Genomic DNA, 25,320 nt, shown 5'->3' on the forward strand with positions numbered 1-25,320 from the left:
TTTCACCTCCCCCAGCTGGGGAGGATTGCGTGTGGATAGTTTCTTCTCGTTTCATTCAGGGCGCCGCAAGCACAAGTGCTTATCGACGCCCACCTGGCGCCTAGACGGTATCCGCCGCTGACCCCTCGTCGCGCGAGAGGTTGATGCCCAGCGAGGAACCGGCCTGGTCAAACTCATCGTCGTCGCCGTCGAGCTCCATGGCGCTGCCGTCCGTGGAGAGAACCTCAACGTTGAGGCACAGGGACTGCAGCTCCTTGAGCAACACCTTGAAGGACTCCGGGATACCCGGATCCGGGATGTTGTCGCCCTTCACAATCGCCTCGTAGACCTTCACGCGGCCGACCACGTCGTCCGACTTGATGGTCAACAGCTCCTGCAGGGTGTAGGCAGCGCCGTACGCCTGCATTGCCCACACCTCCATCTCGCCGAAGCGCTGGCCACCGAACTGGGCCTTACCGCCCAGCGGCTGCTGCGTAATCATGGAGTACGGACCGGTGGAACGGGCGTGGATCTTCTCGTCCACAAGGTGGTGCAGCTTGAGCATGTACATGTAGCCGACGGAGATCGGGTACTTGTACGGCTCACCGGAGCGACCGTCGTAGAGGCGGGTCTTGCCCTGGCCGTCGACCATCACGTCACCGTCGCGGTTCGGCTTGGTGTTTGCCAGCAGGCCTGCGATCTCCTCGTTGGACGCGCCGTCGAACACCGGCGTTGCGGTCAGCGACTCCGGCGGGACGTCGTAAAGGTGCTCCGGCAGGGTCTCCAGCAGCGCGGCGTTCTTCGGGTCGTCCGGGTTCACGGTCCAGCCGGCCTTGGCCAGCCAGCCCAGGTGCACCTCGAGGACCTGACCGATGTTCATACGACGCGGCACGCCGTGCGTGTTCAGGATGATGTCCACCGGGGTGCCGTCCTCCATGAACGGCATGTCCTCCGTCGGCAGGATCTTGCCCACAACGCCCTTGTTGCCGTGGCGGCCTGCCATCTTGTCGCCGTCCTGGATCTTGCGCTTCTGCGCGACGTAGACGCGGATCATCTCGTTCACGCCTGCGGACAGATCGTCGTCGTCCTCGCGGGAGAAGCGGCGGACCGCGATGACCTTGCCGGTCTCACCGTGCGGCACCTTCAGGGAAGTGTCGCGGACCTCGCGGGCCTTCTCGCCGAAGATGGCGCGCAGCAGGCGCTCCTCCGGGGTCAGCTCGGTCTCGCCCTTCGGGGTGACCTTACCCACGAGGATGTCGCCGTCGCGCACGTCAGCACCGATGCGGATCACGCCGCGCTCGTCGAGGTCCTTGAGCACGTCCTCGGACACGTTCGGGATCTCGCGGGTGATTTCCTCGGCACCGAGCTTGGTGTCGCGGGCGTCAATCTCGTGCTCCTCGATGTGCACGGAGGTGAGGATGTCCTCCTCCACCACGCGCTGGTTGAGGATGATTGCGTCCTCGTAGTTGTGGCCTTCCCACGGCATGAAGGCGACGAGCAGGTTGCGGCCGAGCGCCATCTCGCCGTTCTTCGTGCCCGGGCCGTCCGCGATCACCTGGCCAGCCTCGACGCGCTGACCAGCAGACACGATCGGGGTCTGGTTGTAGCAGGTGCCCTGGTTGGTGCGGTGGAAGGTACGCAGCTGCTGGGTGTCGCGAGTGCCGTCGTCGCCCAGCACGGTGATGTAGTCACCGGTCACGGTCTCGATGACACCGGAGAGCGGGGAGATGACGGTATCGCCAGCGTCGTAAGCAGCGCGCTGCTCCATGCCGGTGGCCACGTACGCAGCCTCGGAGCGCAGCAGCGGCACAGCCTGCTTCTGCATGTTCGCACCCATGAGGGCGCGGTTCGCGTCGTCGTGCTCGAGGAACGGAATCATCGCCGTTGCCACGGAGACCATCTGGCGCGGCGAGATGTCGAGGTAGTCAACGCCCTGCGGGCCGACGACGCCGATGTCGCCGTCCTTGAGGCGGACCTCGATGCGCTCGCCGGTCAGCTCGCCGTCCTTGGTCATCGGGGTGGCCGCCTGCGCAATCGCGTAGCGGTCCTCCTCGTCGGCCGTGAGGTAGTCGATCTGGTCCGTGAGCTTGCCGTCGTTGACCTTGCGGTACGGGGTCTCGATGAAGCCGAACGGGTTGACGCGCGCGTAGGACGCGAGCGCGCCGATCAGGCCAATGTTCGGGCCCTCAGGGGTCTCAATCGGGCACATGCGGCCGTAGTGGGACGGGTGTACGTCTCGGACCTCGATGCCGGCGCGCTCACGCGACAGGCCGCCCGGACCCAGCGCGGACAGACGACGCTTGTGCGTCAGGCCGGACAGGGAGTTGTTCTGGTCCATGAACTGCGAGAGCTGCGAGGTACCGAAGAACTCGCGGATCGCGGCGGAGACCGGACGCACGTTAATCAGTGAGGTCGGCGTGATGGACTCCGCGTCCTGTGTGGTCATGCGCTCGCGCACGACGCGCTCCATGCGGGAGAGACCGACGCGGACCTGGTTCTGGATCAGCTCGCCAACGGTGCGCAGGCGACGGTTACCAAAGTGGTCGATGTCGTCGGTGTTGATCGGGATGAGCTCGCCGGACGGGGAGGTCATCTCGGTCTCGCCAGCGTGCAGGCGCACGAGGTACTCGAGCGTGGTGGCGATGTCTTCCTCGGTCAGCGTCATCAGGCCGTCGTGATCGCCGCCGAGACCCAGCTTGCGGTTGACCTTGTAGCGGCCAACGCGGGCCAGGTCGTAGCGCTTGGGGCGGAAGAAGGAGTTCTCCAGCAGGGACTGCGCGAGGTCGCGGGTCGGCTGCTCGCCCGGGCGCTGCTTGCGGTAGATCTCCAGTAAGGCCTCGTCCATGTTGGCCACGCCGTCGTTCTCCAGCGTGGACATCATGAGCTCGGAGAAGCCGAAGCGCTCCTTGATCTGCTCCTCGGTCCAGCCGAGCGCCTTCAGCAGGACGGTCACCGGCTGACGACGCTTACGGTCAATGCGCACACCGACGGTGTCGCGCTTGTCCACGTCGAACTCCAGCCACGCACCACGGGAAGGGATCACCTTCACGGCGTGCAGCGGACGCTCGGTGGACTTATCAATCGTCTCGTCAAAGTAGACGCCCGGGGAGCGCACGAGCTGGGAGACAACGACACGCTCGGTGCCGTTGACAATAAAGGTGCCCTTGTCCGTCATCAGCGGGAAGTCGCCAATAAAGACGGTCTGGGACTTAATCTCCTGCGTATCGTTATTAATAAACTCCGCCGTCACGTAGAGCGGCGCGGAGTAGTTAATGTCCTTCTCTTTTGCTTCCTCGATGGTGTACTTCGCATCTTCGAAGCGCGGCTCGGACAGCGTCAGGCTCATGTTGCCGGAGTAGTCCTGGATCGGAGAAATCTCCTCCAGGATGTCCTCCAGGCCGCTGGCCACGCGGGCGTCCTCGCCGCGCAGCTCCTGCTCGCGGGTGCGCCACTCAGGCGTACCGACAAGCCACGCAAAAGATTCAAGCTGTACATCAAGAAGACCCGGGACGGTGATCGGCTCAGCGATCTTGGCGAACGAGTAACGTTCGGGGGCCCCGGGAATATCAGCCATTGACATGGTCTGGTTTGAGACTGCCAAGTTGGGTCCTTCCAGCACCTAGGGCGGACGCCACGCTATTTACTCTGGCTCTGTAAACAACCGGCATTTCCGCTGGGTAAGTTAGCATTTCGGTCTGCTTCGGAAGACCCGCCCCCAGAGATGACAAAATCACCTTGTCAAATCAGCACCCTTCGACATACCCCCTGCTCACACAGGCTTTCCGACGGGCGCCTCATGCAAGGCTCGCGCACTTCACTGGAGACGGCTTCCAGCGCAACGACTTAGCCTATAGCACAGTGCACGCTTTGTAAAGAGCAGACACACCCCCGTGTCGCCTGCGCGCCGTCGGAGCGAAAGCGGTGCCGTCGATAAGCTTGCTCCTGCACCGGAAACCTCACCGGTGACGTCGCTGCGGGGAAGCCTACCACCAGAGGTTGCTAACTCGGCAACCCCGCGACACCCGGCTAGCGGGCGCGGCCGGGACGGAACGCGCCGACCAGGCCAAACAGGGCGACGAGCGCGCCGAGCGCGATGGTACCCCACGTAACCTTTTGCGATACGGATTGCGGCACCACGCGGGAGAGCTGGGCCACCATCGCCTCGGTATCCTCCGGCGACATCGCGGCGTCGTAGGTAATGACGTTGGTGGGGTGCTCGCCGTTGTCGTCGACGTAGAAGATGTCGACCTTTTCTCTCATGCCAACCACAAGACCGGTGACCTGGTCGACGTGAATTTCGCGGTCCGCAGCGTAATTGCGGAAGGTGCGCACGCTGTCAGCATCCTCGCCTTCGCCGACCTCGGCGGTGCTGGTATTCAAGGCGTCGGCGTAGCGCAGCGCTAAGTTCGTCGGCTCGATGCGCTGGGTAAAGGTATACACAGTGCGGCCGCCGATCTCTTCCTCGCCGGCAAACTGCGCGGGCACACTCCCCCGCAGCTGCGGGTCGAACACGTTGTAGTCCTGCTGCTGCACGTCGGACGGCAGCTTCAGCCAGGGCCCGTCCACGGGCACCTCCGTCGCAGGCATCGCCATCTGACTGGACACCTGCGCAGGCAAGGCCACCTGGCCGGTGGCACGGTCCAGCACCATCGACCAGGTGGACGCGGTAACGAGGTTGTCAAAGTCCGAACCGGCCGTGCCGGCACGCAAGGTATCGCCGATGCGCACGCTCGCCACGTCGTCATTCGAGGGGTCCTGTACCTCCATATGGAGCTGGCGGGTCACCGGGGCAGGCTCGCCTTCGCGTGTGCCGTCGTCGTCGCGAAGCGTCCAGGTGGTGTGCGCGAGGTCGAGGGGCAGGCGGGCGTCGCCAAGCAGGAAGCGCGGCGCGAGCAGGCCGGCAACCACGAGCGCGATGCCGAGACCCACGAGGAGCGCGGAGAGAATCCTGGATTTAGGCAGCATGGGCCAAAGTGTAGTGGACACAGCTCGGGCTCCCCTGCGGGCGGGCATGACCACGTAACATCCTCAGCAAACGAGGCGTTGCGCCCCCGGTATCTCAGAATGCAAGATTTTTGCACACAGCTTCGGCTCAGCATATGTAAGGACATTCGCGCGTTTCGCACCCGCTTTGCAACGCTTCACGCCCACCCCCCTTCTGCACGGATACAAACACGTACCTCTATACCTTTTGCGGCAGGTAAACTACCCTTTCCGGCCTACCAGTTAGTGTTCGAAAACTATTGAAACTGCCCCAATCACCCCCGCACTACCCGCGGACCGGATATAAGCTTGGACGCATACATAGTGAGTAGGGACACATTTATGCCGCCTTTTCGCGTACTGGCGTCGCCGAATCACCCCCAGGCACCCCAAAGCCATTTCCAGATTCCTGAGACTCACTTAGAATATCGTGCCAAACCGTCAGAAAACGCTAAGGAGAATATGATGGCTTACCCACCTGCCCAACCCCATAAGAGAGGCCGTCGCCGCGGCATGACAATGCTTGCAGCCTCGATGGCCATCGCCGTCGGATCGCAAGCGCTTCCAGTAGTTGGCCCTCACGCAGCAATTGCCAACGTGGCTCACGCCGCCGAGGCACCGAGCGCGAGCGACTGGGACCCCGCCAACATCGTCGAAGCGGATGCCATCACGCCGACTGACCGCGTGAACAAGGGCGTCCTCGACGGAAAACGCAACGTGGTGTGGGGCTACCTCTCCTACGCTGACCGTGGCACCATGGAGGTCGACGATATGCGCAACCCATGGAGCGACACCCCGGTTCCGGAGGGCGCGGACATGTACATGCGCTACGACACCGGTGGCGGGAAGATGTCTCGCATCCACAAGGCGACGACACACACGGATGACTTTGGCAACACGGTCTACGCCTTCGAGTTCAAGGACGGCTCCCCGAAGCTGGCTGCAGGCACCTGGAAGGATGGCTCCGCTGACGTCCAGCTGCTGATCGGCGAGAACAACTCGGCGATCAACCCGCACATCAACGAGCCGTTCTCCGTCGTACGCGCGACCCCGGGTGGCGCATGGTACAGCGGCAGCGTCGAAGATTCCCGCAACCTCAACTGGTCCATCCACCCAGTGGCAGTCAACGACCGTCGCGGCCCCACGTGGGGTGAGACGGTGGTCAAGGTCTACCAGGTCTCCCCCGCGTCGAATACCCTGAAGAGCCAGCTCTCCGAAACCCCGGATAAGGCCGTCAAGCGTACGTACTCCGGCCGGGTATGGAACGACTCTATGAAGGGCACCAACACGGAGAACGTGTGGGCCAAGGACCAGTACAACATCAACGTGGACAATGGTGTGCTTTTCGACGGCACGGACACTCCGGCCGAGGGACACACTGTCTACCAGGCCGTGCCGAACGACGAGGCGTACCAGGCGCTTGATGCGATCCGTCGCGATACAAACACCACCGGTAACCGCACGAGAGCCGACATCCAGGGCCGTATCAAGCGAACGGCTGACTACGTCCGTGCGCATCCCGAGAACTTCACCGTCTACTCCGCACCGGTGAAGGCGGATGGCACCTACATGCTGCGCTCTTCCTTCGACCAGGCCCGTCACGCGGACTACGTCTACATGTGGGTCGAGGACGCAGACCACAACATCAAGACCAACCTGTCGTCCTGGAACACCTCTGAGTTCCGCGCACCGGTGGGCAATGACGTCTACACCGAGTCGGGCCACGCACAGCGCTCCCTTGCCGACACCGACTGGGCGCATAACGGCCACGTGCCTGGCCAGAAGCACCTGGGCAACAATGCGAACGTTGCCACTGCCCCGCACCGCGACGGTGGCGGCAACTGGACCAACGTGAACTTCGCGTTGGCTACAAACGCTGACGGCTCCAGCCACACGGTCACCCCGGGCCAGCCCGATCGCGAGGCTGATAACGACGCGAACGATCCGACCTATGGCGGCCGCGTCGAAACGCCGCGCGGGACCGACACCGTCATCGACGGCCCGAAGAACACGGACGGCTCCGACCTTCCTGGCGACACCACCTTCGAGCAGCACCCGACTAAGCCGGTCACCGGCCCGAACGGTGAGCAGCTCCCGGGCTTCCCGGGCAAGGTAACGGTCGACCCGGGTACCGGCAAGGTCACGGTCAACCCGGACAACGGCGCTCGCGAGGGCGACTACGACATTCCGGTCAAGGTCACCTACCCGGACGGCACCACCGATACGGTCGACGTTGAGGTCACTGTCCCGGCGCGCGACAACGCGACCGAGGATCCGGACAAGTCCGATGCGGAGAACTTCGACCCGTACTACCAGCCCGCACAGGGCAAGCCGGGCGTGGGCACGAAGGTTAACCAAACCCAGGACCTGCCGAAGGGCAGCACCTTTACCCCGACCCTGCCGAACGGCTGGACCGCGTCCGAGCCGGATGAAAACGGCGACTTCACCGTCACCCCGGCGAAGAACGCTCGCCCGGGCAAGGTCGACATCCCCGTCCTGGTGACCTACCCGGACGGCTCACAGGACACCGTCACCGCGCCGTTCACCGTCCTGCCGCTGGATAAGGACACGAACGACCCGCGTTATGAAGACACGGAGACCCCGAAGGGCGAGCCCACCGAGATCGATTCGCCGAAGAACCCGGACGGCTCCGAGCTTCCGGAGGACACCACGTTCAAGCCGGGCGAGAACGACTTCCCGGGCAAGGTCGAGGTCGACCCGGGCACCGGTAAGGTCACCGTCACGCCTGACGACGATGCCACCCCGGGCGACTACGAGATCCCGGTCGAGGTCACCTACCCGGATGACTCCGAGGAGACCACCACCGTCACCGTCACCGTCCCCGAAGACCCCAAGGACAACGGCGACGGCGGCGATACCGGCTCCTCCGACCAGGCTGCTGACAACGACCCGAGCTACGGCACCACCGAGGGCGCGGCTGGCAAGGAGACCAAGGTTTCCCAGAACGGCGACCGCGAGCTGCCTAAGGGCACCAAGATCACGGTCGCGGATGCTCCTGAGGGCTGGACCTTCGGAGAGCCCAACGAGGCTGGCGACTTCACCGTCGCCCCGGACCCCGACGCGCTCGATGGCACCCGCGTGACCATCCCGGTCCGCTTCACCTACCCGGACGGCACCATCGACGACACCGAGGCTGTCTTCGTGGTGACCAACGACGCAAGCGGCAACGACCCCTCCTACGAGGACACCGAGGCTCCGCGAGGCGAGGAGACGCTTGTCGACGCCCCCACGAACCCGGACGGCTCCTCGCTGCCGGAGGACACGACCTTCGAGCAGGGCGACTCTGACGATTCGGACTTCCCGGGCAAGGTCACCGTCGACCCGGGCACCGGTGAGGTCACGCTCACGCCTGACGAGGACGCCACCCCGGGCGACTACACCATCCCGGTTGACATCACCTACCCGGACGGCACCGAGGAAACCATCGACCTTCCGGTCCGCATCCCGGATGACACCACCATCACCCCGCCGGACAACGGCGGCAGCGACAACGGTTCCGGTGACGGTTCGGACGATGGCTCCGGCGACGGTTCGGATGACGGTTCCGATGATGGCTCCGGCGACGGTTCGGATGACGGTTCCGATGATGGCTCCGGCGACGGTTCGGATGACGGTTCCGATGATGGCTCTGGCGACGGTTCGGATGATGGTAAGGACAACGGCTCTACCGACGCTGTAGACAACGATCCGGCGTACTCCCCCGGGTCCGGTCCGGCGGGCACCGCGACCGAGCTGAAGCAGGATGGCGACCCTGAGCTCCCAGAGGGCACCAAGTTCGTCCTGCCGAAGGCACCGGCTGGCTGGACCTTCGGTGAGCCGAACGAGAACGGCGACTTCACGGTCACCCCGCCCGAGTCCGCTCTGCCGGGTACGGCAGTGTCTATTCCGGTCAGCGTGGTCTACCCGGATGGCTCCCGCGAGACCGTCAACGCACCGTTCGAGGTTGTTGGCACTTCCGATGACGCAACGGACAACGAGCCGGTGTACGACGGCGACACCAAGGTCGAACCCGGTGACACCGAGACCGTCGACGCACCGCGTAACCCGGACGGTTCTGCGCTTCCGGATGACACCAAGTTCGAGCACAAGGACGACGATTTCCCTGGCAAGGTCGAGGTCGATCCGGGCACCGGCGAGATCACTGTCACTCCGGACGAGGACGCAAAACCCGGCAAGCACGCTGTCGTCGTGGAGGTGACCTACCCGGACGGCACCACCGACACCGTTGAAGTCCCCGTCGAGGTCATCCCGGCTGACAGCGGAGACGAGGACAAGGACGACGGTAAGGGCGGCGACAACGGTAAGGGCAGCGAGGACTCGACTTCCCAGGCTGACAACAACAACCCTGGCTACGAGAACCAGCGCGGTCCGGCCGAAACCCCGGTCAAGTTCGAGCAGAACGGCGACCGCGAGCTGCCGGAAGGCACGACGTTCGTCTTCCCGAAGTTCCCGTCCGGCTGGACCCTGGATGGTGACGCTGACACCGGTGACTTCACCATTAAGGCGCCTGCGAACACTCCGAACGGCACCGAGGTGACCATCCCGGTCATCGTTTCCTACCCGGATGGTTCCAGTGAGACGCTGTCTCCGATCTTCACCGTCGGTACCACCTCGGGCGGTTCCGATAAGCCCGGCGACGGCGGCAATACCGGCACGACCCCCGGCGGAAACACCGGCGGCAACGACACCGATGGCAAGGACCCGCAGGATAGCGACGCGCACGATCCCACTTACGGTGGCGACCGCACCACGACGCCTCGCGAACAGGACACTGTTATTGAGGGCCCGAAGAACGAGGACGGCTCCGATCTTCCGAAGGACACCACCTTCGCACCCGGTAAGCACACCTTCCCGGGCAAGGTGACCGTCCACCCGGGCACCGGCAAGGTGACGGTAAACCCGGACAAGGACGCCAAGGGCGGAAGCTACGACATCCCCGTCGTGGTGACCTACCCGGATGGTTCGAACGAAACGATCACCGTCCCTGTGCAGGTTCCGCCGCAGGTGTCCAACGGTGCGACCGTTGAGGTCAAGCCGGGCGATACCGTCACCGTTGGTGGCGACATCGATCCGAAGGATCTGCAGATCCGCTACCCGGATGGCACCATCAAGGACATCTCCGAGCTCAACCCGGGCAAGGACGCTGATGGCAACATCACCATCACTGTCCCGAAGGACTGGGCCGAAGGCACCTACGTCGTCGAGACCAAGGATGGCGACCGCGTCGTGGTCATCAAGGTTTCCTCGGAGTCGCAGGGCACGACCACTGGTTCCTCGGAACTGAGCGATCGCTGCATCGCCGGTCTCGCGGGCGTCGGCATCCCGCTCCTGCTCCTGATCCCGCTGGGTGTGGCTACCCAGGTGGCTATCCCGGGTCTCGAGGAGTTCCGCGCCGAGGCTGGCAAGGCTATCGAGCAGGTGAACACGCAGATCCAGCAGCAGCTGGGTATCTTCGACGAACAGTTTGCCCAGGCGGCACAGTCCGTGCTTGGACCGAACTTCCCGGCCCGCGAGCTCGGCACCGCAGCCGCGGCTCTGGCGCTCACCGCACTCGGTCTGCTCATCGCTGACCAGATTGCCCAGGCCTGCGCGCCTGAGTACGACGGCCTGAGCTCCAAGATTGGCGGCGGCGAAGGCGCCAAGGGGTCTTCCAGCAAGGAAAACGCGAAGAAGAACGAGGCTGATGAAAACTAGTTCCACCTAGTCGGCCGCGGCCGCCAGCATCAAACCCCCTGCACGATCGTCTAGATAGGCTTCTAGAGGATCAGGCAGGGGTTTGTCATGCAGCGCAAACGTCGGCGATCACGCTTCAAGCGCCTCCGCTGCACTGCTTTTGCGCTGCGTCACTTTTCTTTACCGGCGTTTGAGGTCATCGATGGAGGCCTGCAGCCACATATCACTCATCATTTGCGCATGATGGTGTCGTTCGAGCTGCTCGGCAAGCTGATTCTGCGCGCGACGGGCTTCGGCCAACTGCCTGTTGTGCTTTTCATCCTGCTCGTACAGATTAGCTGCCTGGCTAAAATTCTGAGCCCGGCCTGCTGCAACGTACTCCCCTATTCTGCGAAGTACCGCGGAGGAAAAGTAGACATCAGGAAATCCAAGGCTGTTATAGCGCTGACGCAGTTCTCCCAGCTGTTGGGCGTACTGTTGCATCTGCGCTTCAGTCGCCCGATTCTTCGCGCGGCGTGAAGCATTCTCTCTTCCAAAAAGCGCGCGGTTCAATGTGTTGAGATTTTTGTTGTAGAGGTACAACGCACCGAAGATGAGGCCGAAAATGAAGATCCCGCCAATAACTATAAAGAACAGCATTTCTAACACTGATTCGGGAAAATAGAATGGCGGATCCCCAGGCCGAGTGCTGTAGTTGTCGACGATTTCTCGCGCTTCCTCTTCGGAGATGTCATTGAGCGTTGCAACGAAACTGGCTTCAGACTCGGCGTATTCTTCCCACTCTGCCATGGTGCGCTTATAGGTCCGCAGCCTTGCCCAACTTTTATACGCGTGGACGGCCCACAACAACAGTGATACAACAAATGCCCATTTCAGCACGTCGGATGTGATTTGAGGCAGGCTCCTGGGGCGCCTCAACTGGGATTTCAAGGCAGCCCAGCGAGAAAGGTACTGCTCATGTTCTTGCGCTATATTGCTTGCTTCGCGGACCTGCATTGCAAGTTGTCGATTAATCATTGCCTCACTCCCTACCTCCGCGACGCGGCTGCCACTCGCTAGGCACAATACAAGGCAAAGTGTTGCTGCACTGGTTTAAAGCTAATCGCCCCTGTTGCGAATACTTGCGTGAAAGAACCCAGCCCCTCTCTCCCCCCAAAACACGCGAAACCCCCGCTCCCCGGTGTCAATACCGGTGGAGGGGGTGTCGTCGAGAAGCGAAAGGCTCTTACTTGAGGGTGACCTTTGCGCCAGCCTCCTCGAGCTTGGCCTTTGCAGCCTCAGCGTCGTCCTTGGAAGCGCCCTCGAGGATGGCCTTCGGAGCACCCTCGACCATTTCCTTAGCGTCCTTCAGACCCAGGCCGGAGACGATCTCGCGGACAGCCTTAATGACACCGATCTTCTTGGCGCCCGCGTCCTCGAGCACGACGTCGAACTCGTCCTTCTCTTCCTCAGCAGCAGCGTCGCCAGCAGCGCCCGGAGCGGCAGCAACAGCAGCAACCGGTGCAGCAGCGGTGACGTCGAAGACCTCCTCGAATTCCTTCAGGAACTCGGAAAGCTCGATGAGGGTCATTTCCTTGAACTGCTCAATGAGCTCGTCCTTAGACAGCTTAGCCATAATGGCATCCTTTCTGTTTGTGGGCGCTTTGGCCCGAATGTTTGGTGTGTGTAGTTAGTTCGCGTTACGCAGCGTCGTCCTGCTTGTCCTGCAGTGCAGCGACAAGGCGGGCCGTCTTGGACGCCGGAGCCTGGAACAGGCCGGCGGCCTTTGCCAAGGAGCCCTCGAAGGCACCAGCGAGCTTTGCAAGAGTGGTCTCGCGGTTGTCCATCTCGGCGATGGCGTCAACCTGAGCGGCATCGATGGCGTTGCCATCCATGTAGCCGCCCTTGATCACGAATGCGTCGTGATCCTTGTTGAACTTCTTCATGACCTTCGCAGCGTCGACAGCCTCGCCCTTGATAAAGGCGATAGCGGTCGGGCCGACAAGAAGATCGTCGAGACCCTCAATGCCCTGCTCGTTAGCAACGATCTTGATGAGGGTGTTCTTGGCGACGTGGTAATCGACGTCGAAGCCGAGCTCACCGCGCAGTTCCTGCAGCTGACCAACGGTCAGGCCACGGTACTCAGTCAGCACGATCGAGCTAGCCGCCTCGAACTTCTCCTTCAGAACCTTGAGCTCCTGCTCGTTCTTCGGGTTAGCCATGTACACACGCCTCCTTCCAATTCTTCATGTCCTTCAATCCGCCCGGAGCATTTCGCTTCTCGACGCTCACACGTCTCAAAGAAAAATGCCCCGTGCAGAAGCACGAGGCACCCTGAAAGGCAAGCCACGTTTCTCCTGCGTGGGCCGATCCCTGGAGTGGGATTCCTTCGACTCTGCGGTAGCAGAGTGACCGACGGTCTTCGGTGAAACTTGAGCACGGGTTTTCACCCGTTCAAACTTCGCGTCGTACCTTAGTCGGTCCCCTGCCAAAACACCAAATCGCGCCTACACTCCCGACGATTCCGCCGCGTCCTTGCTGGAGCTCCCCGGTTTCGGCGCGTGCCGCAGCATCTTCGCCGCCGCCGTGAAGAGCACGATGCCGCCGAGCAGCGCCATCAGGCCCACGCCGAGAATGAGTCCTCCCCAGAAGCCGCTGGCGGTCATGCCCTGCGAGGTCGCGACCTGCGCCTGCGCTGCATCCTCACCGTTGTCACCACCGCTGTCGCTTCCGCGCTTCGGTTTCGTGCCATCGAAGGAGGACACGATCCCACCGGTACCGCTGCCGGCCTTTTCGCTGGAGCCGTGGTCCGACTTCGCGGTCGTCGTTGTCTGCTTCTTCGTTGTCTGCTTCCTCGTTGCCTGCTTCTTCGGCACAGACTTACCCTGGGCACTGCTCGTCTTCGCCGGTGTGTGCGTCCGGGCACCTCCCCGGCTACCCGGAGCACTGCCCGGTCTCTCCGAGCCGCTGCCGCCGGCGGAGGCGCTGACCCGATGCTCGCGTGTCGGGGCGGCCGCGCCACTTCCCCGCCTGCTGGGAGCACTCTGAGCCGGTGCCGGCGGCTTCGGCGACGTCAGCTGTGACGCCGGCGGCTTCGGCGACGTCGTCGCGACGGCATCCTTGCCCCCACCACGCAGGTGCGCGAAGAACGGCCCCGCTTTCTCCCCGAAGGCGCCAAATTCCTTGTCCACGGAGCGGATCCCCTTGGCCAGGGCCCCCACCCACGTGTCCGAGCTGCCGGCACCAGAATCGGCGCCGGGCTCGTCGCTGGTATTGGCACAGTCGGTGCCGTCAAGCGATGCGTACCCGCTCGACGAGTACTCCTTCGCCTGCGCCACTGCGGAGTCACCCACGGCAAACGCCGCCGTCAGCTCCTTCGAGAACGCCTCGCCCGAGCTGGCGGTGCCCTCGAAGCGGAACGTCGCGGAGTAGAGGCCGTCCTTGGTAAAGCCGAACGCCTGGTGGTCGTGGTCGTTGACCCCGTACTCCAGCGCGGTCGCAGCGTCACCGGAATCGAGCTCCAGTGTCGTGCCACCGAGCGACTCGTGCCAGGAGAAGATCCGCCCGGGGCCTTCCACATCCTTCATGGTCACCTTCACGTTGCTGCCTGGTGCCAAGCTGTCCTGCGTCAGCCGCGTCGTGGAAAACCCGAGCCACGGCAGGCCCTTCACCTGCGCCTGTGGCAGCACCCACATGGATTCGGGTTCGCCGGGGAAGCTTGCGCGGAAGTTCGCCGGGATCTGAGTTCTCGCCGCGTCGGGCACCTCGAACAGGAACGTGCCGGAGTCGCGCGGGGTCGGCGAGCGCGGATCGCTGTCATCGATGAGCTTCGCCTCAATGCCGCCGTCATCCACCAGTCCCATATCCATGTGGCCAGCGCTGATCAGCGCCTCCGGCTTGGTGCGCAGTGCGCGCGCCGCCTCGCAGCGCCCCTCGTCCGGTCGCGTCGCGCTGGGCTGCTCGCTTGTCGACGCCACCGCGCCCCCGCCCGGCGCGGAGCCATCATCAGGTTCTCTGCTGGGTTCTTGGCTGGGTTCGCCTTCCTGCGGAAGCAGCTGCACTGTGGTCAGCGGCGCGCTCTCGCCGGTGCCACCGGTGCCAGCACCCGCGCCAGCACCGCCGTCCTCAATGCCCGGCCCCGGGTCGCCACCGACATAGTTGGTCACCTTGCGCAGTTCGGTGGTGGTGCCGTCGGCCAGGCCCACATCGCCGTCATCGCCGACGAGCCAGTATTGGGTGATGGGTTCGGTGTGCTGCGACGTGCCGTCGATAAGCGAGGCCCTGCCCTGCCACGTCAAGGCGTAGATGCCGGGCTTGGAAAAGGCCCAGTTGAAGTGGCCGTGCGCGCCAACTTCGTAGTCGACCGTGCGGGCCTGCGGGTCAGCACTATTGAAGACGATTTCCGCGGGCGAGATGGCATTTTTGAAGAAGATGTGCACGTCGCCGGGGCCCTCGATGTCTGTGAGGTCGAAGTGCATGAGGTCGTCCTCGAAGTTGCTGGGGATGGCGGACGGGTCGCCCTCGTGGGCGGGATCGAAGGCGCCGAGACCCGACCAGATGGGGCGCCAGTTGTCGGCCCAGTCCACGGACTGCGGTGCGAGCCACACGGTATCGCCGGGCTGACCAAGGAAGTCGAGCGAGCCGTCGTCCGGGATCTGGATGCGGGAGACCTCGTTGCCGTCCGGATCGGCGTCTCGCGGCAGGCGGAAGCAGACATCGTCCTGGTCTACGACCTGCTGCCCGTCCACTGCCATGACGGTGAGGTCCCCGCCGACGCGGGTGCCGTAGAGCGCGTCGTTGTGGGAGTGATAGAGCAGCTTGCGGCCTGCGCAGGGGTGCGTCGTGCCGTCGCGGCCTGCCCACGGGGTATCGGCCGGCAGGTCGACGCCGAAGCCGGCATCGCCGGGCACGTGCCCGGTGTCGGTCAGCTCGGCGGCGGCAGCCACCGGAAAGCTGGCAACAACGAGCGCCGTCGCGGCGACGAGTCTGAGCAGTCGCATCTAGACGGTCTCCTTCCGCGGCGTCCGGCCCGGCGCGCGCAGCACCCCGCGGCGCGGCGCGAACAGCCAGCTCAACCCGAAGATCGCGGTGACGCACAGGACGATGGTCGCACCGGTCGGCGAGTCGAAGGACCAGGCCAGCCACACGCCGAGGACGCTGCCGACGATGCCGATCAGCGCGGCCAGCAACATCATCGTCTCCAGGTTGTCCGTGAACAGGCGCGCGGCGGACGCGGGCGTGACCAGCAGCGCGATGACCAGAATGTTGCCAATGGTCTGCACCGAAATCACCACGGCAGCGGTCACGCACAGGTAGAGCACCAGGTCGAGCACGGCCACGGGCAGGTTCATCGCGCGTGCGGTCTCGCGGTCCAGCGCCACCGCGGTAAGCCACGGCCGCAGCGCCGCAACCAGCGCAATGATCACCGCGCCGGTCACGCCGCTCACCCACAGGTCGCGCACGCTTACGCCAGTCAGGGAGCCAAAAAGAAATGCGCTTAACGACGCCGTGTAGCCCTCGACCCGCGAAATAATCACCAACCCAAACGCGAACGCCGCGGCGAACACGATGCCGATGATCGCGTCCTCCTTGATCGTCCTGCGCTGCGACAGCACGGCGATCACGACGGCGACGACCGCCCCGGCCACAGCCCCGCCGAGCAGCACCGAGGCGTGGAGCGCGAACGCGATGGCCACCCCCGGAAAGACCGCGTGGGCGACGGCGTCGCCGATGAACGCCATCCCGCGCAGTACCACGAAGCAGCCCACCACGGCGCACAGCACCGAGGCCAGCACCGCCGCCACGAGCGCGCGGGGCAGGAACGCGAGCTGCGGGTTGGCCACGTCAGCGAGGAACTGCAGGAAACCGATCTCAAGCATGCGTGGCCTCCTCGGCGCGGTGTGGTTGAGCTCGTTGCACGTGGGTCTGCAGGGCGGCCAGCCAGGGCGATTCCGGCCCAACCCCAAACGTGTCCATCCACGGTTGGGTGTCGCACAGCTGCCCGGGGGGCGCGTCAGCCACGACCCCGCCGCGGAAGAGGATGAGGCGGTCGCAGGAATCGACGGCCTCGACGATGTTGTGCGTGGACATGACGATGGCGATGCCGTGGCCCGCCAACTCGCGGAACAGGGCGAGCAGCTGCTCGGTGGACGGGATGTCCAGGCCGGTGAACGGCTCGTCGAGGAAGAGGGCCCGGGGTTTGCGCACGAGCGCGCGGGCGACCAGAACGCGCTGGCGCTGCCCGCCCGAGAGGTCCGCGATGGGGCGCGCGGACAGCTCGGTGAGGTTGACGCTGTCCAGGGCGTCCGCGACGGCGTCGCGCTCCGCGGCGCCCGCGCGCTTGTACCAGGGCCGCAGATCCAGCGTGGCGTTGAGCACCGCGGACGCGACGTCGATGGGAAAATCCCAGGCCACGTCGTGACGCTGCGGGACATACCCCACTGCCTTGCGCACCTGCGCGCCGGTGCGCCCGGCGACGCGCACCGTGCCGCGCGCGCCAGGGATCAGGCCGAGCATGGCGCGCAGCAGCGTCGTTTTGCCCGCCCCGTTCGGCCCGAGCAGTCCGACAAACTGTCCGCCCAGAATGTCCAGGTCAACGCCGTCGAATACTGCGCGCCCCGGGTACCCGGCGCTAAGTCCCGAGACCCGAATCAGCGCATCTTGACTGCTCGCGGCCATTACGCGCGCCCCTTCCGCGAACGCACGACCAACAGGGCCACCAGCGCGACGACGAGCACGCCAATCCCCAGGGCGACGAGGAGCCCGGCGTTGCTGCCAGCAGATGAGCCCGCGGCAGCATCCGCAGCGCCGTCCGTGGCCTCGTTCTCGGCGCCATTTTCGGCCCCGCGCCACGGGCCAGAGAACTCGGCCGCCTGCGCCTCGGCGGGGTCGGTATCGCTGCCCACAGCGATGCGCACGACTTCCTCGTCGGTGTGGGTGTTGCCCTCGTTGTCCTTCACCACGGCGCGAACGCCCACCAGCTGCACGCCCGGCTGGGTAAACACCCAGTTGGCGTGGGTGTGCGTGTTCGGCTCCACCCACATCGGCTGCGTGCCGTCCTCGCGCGAAGACCACAGCAGCTGCGGCTCGTGGAACCCGCCCGGCTGCAGGAAGAGCGAGAAGTCGCCGTCACCCTCGTGCCCGCCGAACTCCAGGCTCACGCCGTTTGAGGAGCGCTCCAGCAGCGACGGCGACTGCGTATTCCACCCCAGCCAGGGCACGCCCTGCACCTCGGTCTGCGGGATCACCCACACGTCATCGCCCGCGCCCGCGCCGGTGAAGTCGAAGGCCCCAGTGTCGGGCAGGGTCTGCTTGGCGTCGTCGGAGACCTGAAAGACGACGTCGTTAAGCCTGCGCCACACGGGCGGGTCCTGCGAATCGTCGCGCGCGAGGAAGATGAGCTCGTCGCCGTCGAAGGTCGCGCCGAGGTCGACGTGGCCCGCGGAGATCACGGCCTGCTCGCCGGCGGGCGCAATCGTCTCGTCGCTGCGCACCGTCTGCTGCAGTGCGGGGTCATTGTCCAATCCCTGCGCGCCAGCAACGGGCGCGAGCGCGGTCGCCGCGGCGAGGGTGAGGGCTGCAAGTTGAAGTTTCATGTCAGGGTTCCTTTCTTATGGCGCAAGGCAAGTGCTTATCGACGCCGCGTTTTCCTCCACAAAGTGCACATACGTATCCGCGGGCCCCTCCCCCGGCGGGTCGAGGGTGTCGCCCCAGATCGGGCAAACCTGGATTCCCAGGTGCGCCGCCGTCTCCGTGAGCACGCTGCTGCTGCCTTCCAGCTGTGGTTCCAGAAAGACCGCGGGGACGTGCAGGTTTTCCAGCGTGCGGGTAAAGGCGATGACGTCGCGGGGGCTCGGCTCGATACTGGGGTTCGGCGTGACAAACCCGGCGATGCGCAGCCCGTAGGCCGCGCCCAGGTAGGAGTAGCCGTGGTGGGTGGTCACCAGGTTGCGGTTCGCCTCCGGGATGCGCTCCACCGCCTGCCGCATCGTCTGGTCCGCAGTGTCCAGCTGCGCGAGGTACGCGGTGGCATTGCGGGCGTAGTCCTCCGCGTTGGCGGGGTCGGCGGTGCTGAGCTCGTCGCGCACCACCTTGACCACGGCTTTCACCGCGGCAACGTCGTGCCAGAAGTGCGGGTCCAGCTCGCCGTGGACGTGGTTGCCCAGCACCGCCTGCGGCAGCAGGTAGGTCTCCTCCCCGGGGTTGCCCAGGAAACGGAAGGCACGCTCCGGCGGGACGGGCTGCAGCGTGGTCGTCGGCACCGCGATCACGGCGTCGGCCGGGTCGAGGTCGCCCAGGTCGTCATCACGCAGGGTGAGGCGGGTCTCGCCGTCGCGGAGCGTGGTGGTGATGTCCACGTGCCCCTGGTCCAGCACCGTTTTTCCGGGCGTCACTTGGGCCGGGTCCTGGCCGACGACCACCGTGAACGTGTCCTCGGCCTCGCCGCGGGTTGCCGCATCTTCCACGGAGTCACGGACCTCACCGCGCATGGTCAGCTCGTACACTCCTGGCTCGGAGAACGCCCAGCTGACGTGGGTGTGCGCGTCGACAGGCAGCACCGTCGAGTCGTTGGTGTCAATGCCGTCGTGGGAATCGAACACCACCTCGGGGGTGCCGAAGGTGCCGAGGATGAAGGCGTACGCATTGCCGGGGCCGTGGGCGTCGATAAGCGAAAGCTCCGTCACCCCGGTTGGTGGCAGGGAGTTGCCGGTGTCCACACGGAGGCCGAGCCACACGGTGTCCAGGCTGGCATCTTCGACGAGCGGGATTGGCGAGAACCCGTAGCGCTGCGCCTGCTCCGCGACCGGCACGACGGGCACCGTCTCGCGGACGGTGGAGTCGATGGTGTGGGACAGCGATTGCGGCTCGAGGAGCAGGCCGTTGGTGAATACGGCGTCGGCGTAGGCGATGTCGCGGGTGGCGTGCAGGCTCGGTTCGTAGGTGTGCGGGTCGACCCCGCGGCCCATCAGCGAGGTCACGGTCGCATCGTCGCCCGCGACGTTGCTCACCACGTCCGCGAGGATCGAGGTGGACGCGACGACGTTGAGGGTGCCGTCGTCGCCCTGGTCGCCACTCGCGCTGCCGCAGCCGCCCAGCGACGCGGCCAACGCAACGACGGCGCACGCGCCGACGGCACGGATGGTCGCGCGCCTCACTTGGTGGCCCCAAGCGCGGCGAGCAGGCGGCGCCGCAGCGCCGTGTCCAGGCAGAGCATGCCGCCGCCGAAGACGAGCACGCCAATCCCCAGCACGGCGATGGGCAGCGTCATCACGGTTGGGCCGGTCTCGGCGAGTCCGCCGCTGCGGGACCCGGACGCCGAACTCCCCGTCACCCCGGCGGCCGCGCTTTCGCTGCCGGAATCTACGGAGTCTGCGGGGCCCGCGGAGCCTGCGGGGCCTGCGGAGCCGGTGCCGGCTGCGCCCGCGCCACCGCAGTCCCCCTCCGCGTCGTAGACGGAGCCGAAGTCGAAGTGGCCGTCATCGGCGTTGCCGGAACCGCCCACCTCGAAGGTGAGCGTCGCGGTACCGCTGAGTTCAGTGCCGTCCTTCGCAGTGGCGGTGTGGCGCACGGTCACGTGGTAGGTGCCTGGGGCGCTAAAGACCCAGTTGGGGTGCACGTGCGAGTTCGCCGGAATGGTGTGGGCGCCCTGCGCGGTGCCGTGCTCGGCGCGGAACCACTCCTCGCCCACGATCTTGCCCAAGCCACCTTGGGTGAACACGAACATGTTGCCGGGCCCGTCGAAGTCGGTGACCTCCCACGTCACCTCGCCGGTGGTGTGCTCCAGCAGGGACTCGTGCTGGGTGTTCGCGCCCAGCCACGGCACACCGGCCTGCTGGGTCGCGCCGATCATCCAGGCCTCTCCGGCCGGGATCGGTCCGACATCCTCGGGCAGGGTGGTCGCTGCGGCGTCGCCCAGCCCGAAGACCATCGTGGCGGGGTCGTTCCACGTCGCGGGCACCTGCCGGTCGTCCTTCACCTGCGGGCTCAAGGCCGGCTTGCAGGACTCGCTGGACGCGGCGGGCCCGCCCTCGGCGGGCTCGGCAGGCTCGCCGGCGTAGGTCTCCACCCGGTGCGACGCCTCCGGCTCGTCCGTGCCAGCCAAGCCGCCGAGCACCGAAGCGTCATCACTCTGCGTCGCAGAGTCCGCCGGGGTCGGTGTTGTTTCGGCCGAGTCAGCCTCCCCCACCATCCAGGTGTAGGTCGCCTCGTTCGACGTCGCGCCGCCCGCGTGCGCCACGACCCGCATCGTGTAAGTGCCGGGCTCGGTGAACAACCAGTTTGCGTGCGCGTGCGCAGGCGTGTCCTGGTGGATGGTCGCGCCTGCGTTGAGGGCGAGGGTGGCGTCGTCAAGCACTGGCCCAACGCCGCCGAGCCCCTGCGCCTGGAAAAGGTACACCTCGCCTGGGCCGGAGATCTCGAGGAATTCGATGTCAATGTCGCTGATCCCCGCGCCGGCGAGCGCCTGCGTGTCCCAGCCCGGCCAGATGAGGTCCGACTGCTGCGTCTGCGGGAGCAGGTAGCCTGGCGCGCCAATCCCTTCGACACTCTCGGTGTCCTCGGTATATGCCTGCTCGCCGACAACAAGGGTGACGTCCTCGGGGGCGTGCTGCACATGCGACCCCGTCACGTCCTCCTGCAGGCTCAGCGCAATCCCGTCGCCGTCGGGGTGCACCGCGAACGCGTCGATGTGCCCGGTATCCAGGCTGAGCTCCGCCGCGTGCGCGATCGGCGCGAGGAGCACCAGCAACAGCGCAGAGATTATCGACGCCACCTTGCGCCGCCCACAAGTCACTCCGAAGATTTTCACTTAATGAACATTATTTTCATTAATCGCGCATGGCAAGTCGCCCAGGTGAGCAAACAAAAAACGCCCCGGGCCAGACTTGAAAAAGTCCGGCGCCGGGGCGCTCAGTGTGCGCGAGGCTTAAGCCTTGGTGGCGTAATCCTTCTGCACGGAGGCGTCAACCGGGACGCCCGGGCCCTGGGTCGCGGAAACCACGATCTTCTTCAGGTAGATGCCCTTGGCGGATGCCGGCTTCAGGCGCAGCACCTCGTCGAGGAGCGCGCCGTAGTTCTCGGCGAGCTGCTCAGCGGTGAAGGATGCCTTACCAATCAGCGCGTGCAGGTTCGCTGCCTTGTCCACGCGGAAGGCAATCTTGCCACCCTTGGACTCCTGGACAGCCTTTGCGACGTCCGGGGTAACCGTGCCGGTCTTCGGGTTCGGCATGAGACCACGCGGGCCGAGGACACGAGCGACGCGGCCGACCTTGGCCATCTGGTCCGGCGTTGCGATGGCAACGTCGAAGTCGAGCTGGCCGTTGTTGATCTGCTCGATGAGCTCGTCGGTGCCAACGATGTCGGCGCCAGCTTCCTGTGCCTTGGTGGCGTTCTCGCCCTCAGCGAAGACTGCGACGCGGACGGTCTTACCGGTGCCGTGCGGCAGGTTGACGGTGCCGCGGACCAGCTGGTCAGCCTTGCGCGGGTCGACGGACAGGCGCATGGCGACGTCGATGGTGGCGTCGTAGTTCTTGGAGGAGGTCTCCTGCGCCAGCTTCACCGCGTCGAGCGGGTGGTACAGGGCGTCGCGGTCGACCTGTGCGAGGGTCTCGTTGTAACGCTTGGACTTCTTAGCCATGTTGCGTTCCTTTCTTCGTATGTGATGTCAGGAGTGGTGGTACGGGCCTGGCCGGCCCTCCCACCTGCGTCGAGCGGGTTTACTTCTCGACGGTGATGCCCATGGAACGGGCGGTACCAGCGATAATCGCGGCGCCAGCCTCGATGTCGCGGGCGTTGAGGTCCTTCTTCTTGGTCTCAGCGATCTCCTTGCACTGATCCCAGGTCACGGAACCGACCTTCTGGGTGTGCGGGACGCCGGAGCCCTTCTTGATGCCCGCAGCCTTGAGCAGCAGGGAAGCTGCCGGCGGGGACTTCAGGATGAAGTCGAAGGAGCGGTCCTCGTAGACGGTGATTTCCACCGGGATGATGTTGCCGCGCATGGACTCGGTGGCGGCGTTGTAGGCCTTGGTGAACTCGACGATGTTCACGCCGTGCGCACCGAGCGCCGGGCCAACCGGCGGTGCCGGGTTCGCCATGCCTGCCTCGATGTGCAGCTTGATCAGGCCAGTGACCTTCTTCTTAGCCATCGTTAAACCTCAATTCCTTGGTACGGCGCACCACCCACGATGACGGCAGTGCACCTCCGGATGCCCTGATATTCGCAGAGCCACCGGGGAGACGAATAGAAAACGTCGCGCAGCCCTTGTGCGGGCACGCGCGACGTTTTACCTTACGGCAGGTGGGGCGCAAGAAGCAAAACGCTTCTCGACGCCACGCCTACATAATCCGCTCGATCTGGTCAGCCGTGAGCTCGACCGGAGTTTCGCGGCCGAAGATGGACACCAGCGCCTGGATCTTGCCTGTCTCCTCGTCGATCTCGGAGATCGTACCCGCAACGGACGCGAACGCGCCCGACAGGATGGTGACGGCCTCGCCCACCTTGTAGTCGTGGGTGACCTTCGGCTTCTCTTCCTCCTCCGGCATCGCGATGACGGTCTCGCCCTCCGCATTCGCGACGCTCTTTCCCTCAACCGGCTCCGCCTTCGGCATGAGGAACTTCGCCACATCGCGGTGCTTCACCGGCGTCGCGTTGCCCTCGTTGCCCACGAAGCTGGTCACGCCCGGGGTCTCGCGAACAACGGACCAGGCAGCGTCGTTCATCTCCATGCGCACCAGGACGTAGCCCGGCAGCAGCTTGCGCTTCACCAGCTTGCGCTTGTCGTCCTTCTTCTCCAGCACCTGCTCGATCGGCACGACCACGTCGTAGATGGAGTCCTCCACCTCGAGCGTCTGGATACGCATCTCCAGGTTGGTCTTCACCTTGTTCTCGTAGCCCGAGTAGGACTGGATGATGTACCACTCGCCCGGCAGCTTCTTCAGCTCGCGGACGTAAGCGCGCAGGCGGGCGCGGTACTCGCTGTCCGCTTCGGCCGCGGAATCGTCGCCAAGCGCCGCGGCGGCAGCTGCCTCGGCATCTCCCTCGGTGGTCTCCGCATCCTCGGTGCTTTCCGTCTCCGGGTCAGTTTCCTCGGTGACCGGGGCACCCTCGTCGACCATCTCGAGCTCCTCCTCTTGCTCGGAGGGCGCTTCCGGCTCGGCAGAGTCGGCCTGCTGCTCAGCCAGCTCCTCCTCAGGGTCGGTCTGATCGGTGACGGGCGCGCCCTCGTCGATCATTTCCAGCTCGTTTTCCTCGACCGTGTTCAGGGCGTCGTTGTTTTCCACTGCCATGGTCCGTCTCCTTTATCTCCGTAAATTCCCCGCCCTAGCGTACTCACGTTGGTGGTTCGCGCGCGGTGGGACAAAAACTTATCCCGCCCCTCGGAGTCCGAGGAAGCGGGATATTAAGTAACCGTTCGCATTATAGCTAACGAATGAAGATCCATTCAACCAGCAGGCTAGCCAGGCTGTCGGTGCCCCACACCATGACGGTCAGCACGATCAGGAAGGCAAACACGATGAGTGTGTAGTTGAGCATCTCCTTGCCGGTCGGCCAGATAACCTTGCGCATTTCGGAGACAACCTCGCCCGGGAATGCTGCGGCGCCGTTCTTCTTCTCGGCGTCATCGCCATCGCGCTTCGCGGGGGTGCGCTTCTCTTCGTAGGAGTCGGTGGAGATCGGAGACGCCCCGCCCAGCTGACGCTTACCGGTTGGCCGTGCCGGGTTCTGACCGTTGGGGTTAGTCAAGAAAACTCCTCCACATTCATGCTTTGGCAGGGGCGACAGGACTCGAACCTGCAACCTACGGTTTTGGAGACCGTTGCGCTACCAATTGCGCCACGCCCCTAGGTCCCTGCGTTGTAAACAATTACAGGGGCCTAACCCTACCACGAACGCCGGAGCATCCGCTTGAGGTGAGTAGCGATGGAGAGAATTGAACTCTCGACACAACGATTATGAGTCGTTTGCTCTACCACTGAGCTACACCGCCATGTGTTTGCCTTACGCAAACAACAGAGCCCCCTGACAGAATCGAACTGTCGACCTTTTCCTTACCATGGAAACGCTCTGCCGACTGAGCTAAGGGGGCACAGCCTCTTTGTTGTGAGTCTCACCTTTCGGTGTGACCCGCTCCGTTGAAGCCTTAAGAAGATTAACCCGATAGCATTAAAGAACACAAATCGCCACTACAGGGCGGGTTTTTAGGCCGTTTTTCACGCACTTATGAACGCCATCTGGGCCCTGCGCATTGGAGGCGCGACCGTGCGCCCCTCCACGCGGCGGCGGTACCGTGCCTCCGGCGCTGCAGGCGCCAATGTCGCTGCCGCGGGTCGCTGTGGCGAGGGATAGTTCAGGCTGCCGCCTACTAGACGAGAACCCCGTGACGAGGATGCGACAAAATCCCCGCACCCTCGTCATCCTGATCTCGTCAAACAGGCCATTCTCGTCATCCAGGCAAGCCCGCCCAAGCCCCGCCCCCACGCACGAGAAAACCCACCGCCTCGTACTCGCGTACGTGGTGGTGGGTGAGTGTGCCAGGTAGAAGATTCGAACTTCTGAAGGCAATGCCGGCGGATTTACAGTCCGCTCCCTTTGGCCGCTCGGGCAACCTGGCGTGCACCTTAAGTGCGTTGAATACTTTACAACACTACCGCCAGCCCTTTGCAAATCGGCTGGTCATCAGGGTGAAA

At 64.6% G+C, this 25,320-nt stretch carries 16 protein-coding genes and 4 tRNA genes; 1 reads left to right on the forward strand and 19 read right to left on the reverse strand.

Going from position 1 to position 25,320, the window contains the following annotated elements; translation table 11 throughout:
* Positions 1–100: 100 nt before the first annotated feature.
* Both rpoB and pgfA read right to left on the reverse strand, forming a co-directional pair.
* Positions 101–3,598, reverse strand: a complete 3,498-nt coding sequence (gene rpoB / locus CKJ82_RS06940) for a DNA-directed RNA polymerase subunit beta (protein WP_095535276.1) — start codon at positions 3,596–3,598, stop codon at positions 101–103.
* Between the two features lie 407 nt (positions 3,599–4,005).
* Entirely contained in the window at positions 4,006–4,944 is a 939-nt protein-coding gene (pgfA, locus tag CKJ82_RS06945; protein ID WP_095537565.1) for a cell envelope lipid trafficking protein PgfA, read from the reverse strand.
* 531 nt (positions 4,945–5,475) lie between these two features.
* Between pgfA and CKJ82_RS06950 the strand changes: the two genes are divergently transcribed.
* Positions 5,476–10,677 carry a Rib/alpha-like domain-containing protein gene (locus CKJ82_RS06950; protein ID WP_165765402.1) on the forward strand — a complete coding sequence of 1,734 codons (5,202 nt, stop codon included), beginning with the start codon at positions 5,476–5,478 and terminating at the stop codon, positions 10,675–10,677.
* A gap of 159 nt (positions 10,678–10,836) precedes the next feature.
* Here the strand turns inward: CKJ82_RS06950 and CKJ82_RS06955 are convergent, their stop codons facing one another.
* The 17 genes from CKJ82_RS06955 to CKJ82_RS07035 all read right to left on the reverse strand — a co-directional run bounded on the left by CKJ82_RS06955 (position 10,837) and on the right by CKJ82_RS07035 (position 25,244).
* Positions 10,837–11,673, reverse strand: a complete 837-nt coding sequence (locus CKJ82_RS06955; RefSeq protein ID WP_133064038.1) for a hypothetical protein — start codon at positions 11,671–11,673, stop codon at positions 10,837–10,839.
* Positions 11,674–11,881: 208 nt separating this feature from the next.
* The gene (gene rplL, locus CKJ82_RS06960) at positions 11,882–12,271 is read right to left on the reverse strand and encodes a 50S ribosomal protein L7/L12 (protein ID WP_095537568.1); all 390 of its coding nucleotides are present in this window, start codon (positions 12,269–12,271) and stop codon (positions 11,882–11,884) included.
* A gap of 64 nt (positions 12,272–12,335) precedes the next feature.
* Positions 12,336–12,857 (reverse strand): 50S ribosomal protein L10, encoded by a 522-nt coding sequence (gene rplJ, locus CKJ82_RS06965; RefSeq protein ID WP_095537569.1) that lies wholly within the window; start codon positions 12,855–12,857, stop codon positions 12,336–12,338.
* Between the two features lie 285 nt (positions 12,858–13,142).
* Positions 13,143–15,635, reverse strand: a complete 2,493-nt coding sequence (locus CKJ82_RS06970) for a choice-of-anchor M domain-containing protein (RefSeq protein WP_095537570.1) — start codon at positions 15,633–15,635, stop codon at positions 13,143–13,145.
* Complete coding sequence (locus CKJ82_RS06975; RefSeq protein WP_095537571.1) at positions 15,636–16,514, reverse strand: anchored repeat-type ABC transporter permease subunit; 879 nt, start codon at positions 16,512–16,514, stop codon at positions 15,636–15,638. It abuts the gene before it with no gap.
* Positions 16,507–17,313 (reverse strand): anchored repeat-type ABC transporter ATP-binding subunit, encoded by an 807-nt coding sequence (locus tag CKJ82_RS06980; protein WP_095537572.1) that lies wholly within the window; start codon positions 17,311–17,313, stop codon positions 16,507–16,509. Before CKJ82_RS06980 ends, CKJ82_RS06975 begins: the two co-directional genes overlap by 8 nt.
* Positions 17,313–18,230 (reverse strand): choice-of-anchor M domain-containing protein, encoded by a 918-nt coding sequence (locus CKJ82_RS06985; RefSeq protein ID WP_095537573.1) that lies wholly within the window; start codon positions 18,228–18,230, stop codon positions 17,313–17,315. The genes CKJ82_RS06980 and CKJ82_RS06985 overlap by 1 nt, the downstream gene beginning before the upstream one ends.
* Before the next feature lie 15 nt (positions 18,231–18,245).
* Complete coding sequence (locus CKJ82_RS06990; RefSeq protein WP_240510718.1) at positions 18,246–19,790, reverse strand: anchored repeat ABC transporter, substrate-binding protein; 1,545 nt, start codon at positions 19,788–19,790, stop codon at positions 18,246–18,248.
* Entirely contained in the window at positions 19,787–21,442 is a 1,656-nt protein-coding gene (locus CKJ82_RS06995; RefSeq protein WP_095537574.1) for a TIGR03773 family transporter-associated surface protein, read from the reverse strand. The genes CKJ82_RS06990 and CKJ82_RS06995 overlap by 4 nt, the downstream gene beginning before the upstream one ends.
* A 117-nt stretch (positions 21,443–21,559) precedes the next feature.
* On the reverse strand, positions 21,560–22,270 hold the full coding sequence (rplA, locus tag CKJ82_RS07000; protein ID WP_095537575.1) for a 50S ribosomal protein L1: 711 nt from the start codon (positions 22,268–22,270) through the stop codon (positions 21,560–21,562).
* A gap of 79 nt (positions 22,271–22,349) precedes the next feature.
* Positions 22,350–22,778, reverse strand: a complete 429-nt coding sequence (gene rplK / locus CKJ82_RS07005; RefSeq protein ID WP_095275090.1) for a 50S ribosomal protein L11 — start codon at positions 22,776–22,778, stop codon at positions 22,350–22,352.
* A gap of 190 nt (positions 22,779–22,968) precedes the next feature.
* Complete coding sequence (nusG, locus tag CKJ82_RS07010) at positions 22,969–23,919, reverse strand: transcription termination/antitermination protein NusG (RefSeq protein WP_165765403.1); 951 nt, start codon at positions 23,917–23,919, stop codon at positions 22,969–22,971.
* Between the two features lie 136 nt (positions 23,920–24,055).
* Positions 24,056–24,376 carry a preprotein translocase subunit SecE gene (gene secE, locus CKJ82_RS07015; protein ID WP_095275092.1) on the reverse strand — a complete coding sequence of 107 codons (321 nt, stop codon included), beginning with the start codon at positions 24,374–24,376 and terminating at the stop codon, positions 24,056–24,058.
* Between the two features lie 24 nt (positions 24,377–24,400).
* Positions 24,401–24,476: transfer RNA gene (locus CKJ82_RS07020), tRNA-Trp, on the reverse strand.
* A 72-nt stretch (positions 24,477–24,548) separates the two neighbouring features.
* Positions 24,549–24,620: transfer RNA gene (locus CKJ82_RS07025), tRNA-Met, on the reverse strand.
* Positions 24,621–24,646: 26 nt separating this feature from the next.
* Positions 24,647–24,719 (reverse strand) — tRNA-Thr (locus tag CKJ82_RS07030).
* 443 nt (positions 24,720–25,162) lie between these two features.
* Positions 25,163–25,244, reverse strand: a tRNA-Tyr gene (locus CKJ82_RS07035).
* Positions 25,245–25,320 lie beyond the last annotated feature (76 nt).

It is taken from the genome of Corynebacterium gottingense, assembly GCF_002285125.1.
GTDB lineage: Bacteria > Actinomycetota > Actinomycetes > Mycobacteriales > Mycobacteriaceae > Corynebacterium > Corynebacterium gottingense.

Excerpts from the sequence above, each read along its gene's own strand:
- rplJ (WP_095537569.1), bottom strand. The coding sequence starts at position 12,857 with ATGGCTAACCCGAAGAACGAGCAGGAGCTCAAGGTTCTGAAGGAGAAG.
- CKJ82_RS06970 (WP_095537570.1), bottom strand. The coding sequence starts at position 15,635 with ATGCGACTGCTCAGACTCGTCGCCGCGACGGCGCTCGTTGTTGCCAGC.
- rplK (WP_095275090.1), bottom strand. The coding sequence starts at position 22,778 with ATGGCTAAGAAGAAGGTCACTGGCCTGATCAAGCTGCACATCGAGGCA.
- CKJ82_RS06955 (WP_133064038.1), bottom strand. The coding sequence starts at position 11,673 with ATGATTAATCGACAACTTGCAATGCAGGTCCGCGAAGCAAGCAATATA.
- nusG (WP_165765403.1), bottom strand. The coding sequence starts at position 23,919 with ATGGCAGTGGAAAACAACGACGCCCTGAACACGGTCGAGGAAAACGAG.
- pgfA (WP_095537565.1), bottom strand. The coding sequence starts at position 4,944 with ATGCTGCCTAAATCCAGGATTCTCTCCGCGCTCCTCGTGGGTCTCGGC.
- CKJ82_RS06985 (WP_095537573.1), bottom strand. The coding sequence starts at position 18,230 with ATGAAACTTCAACTTGCAGCCCTCACCCTCGCCGCGGCGACCGCGCTC.
- CKJ82_RS06980 (WP_095537572.1), bottom strand. The coding sequence starts at position 17,313 with ATGGCCGCGAGCAGTCAAGATGCGCTGATTCGGGTCTCGGGACTTAGC.
- CKJ82_RS06950 (WP_165765402.1), top strand. The coding sequence starts at position 5,476 with ATGACAATGCTTGCAGCCTCGATGGCCATCGCCGTCGGATCGCAAGCG.
- rplL (WP_095537568.1), bottom strand. The coding sequence starts at position 12,271 with ATGGCTAAGCTGTCTAAGGACGAGCTCATTGAGCAGTTCAAGGAAATG.
- rplA (WP_095537575.1), bottom strand. The coding sequence starts at position 22,270 with ATGGCTAAGAAGTCCAAGCGTTACAACGAGACCCTCGCACAGGTCGAC.
- CKJ82_RS06975 (WP_095537571.1), bottom strand. The coding sequence starts at position 16,514 with ATGCTTGAGATCGGTTTCCTGCAGTTCCTCGCTGACGTGGCCAACCCG.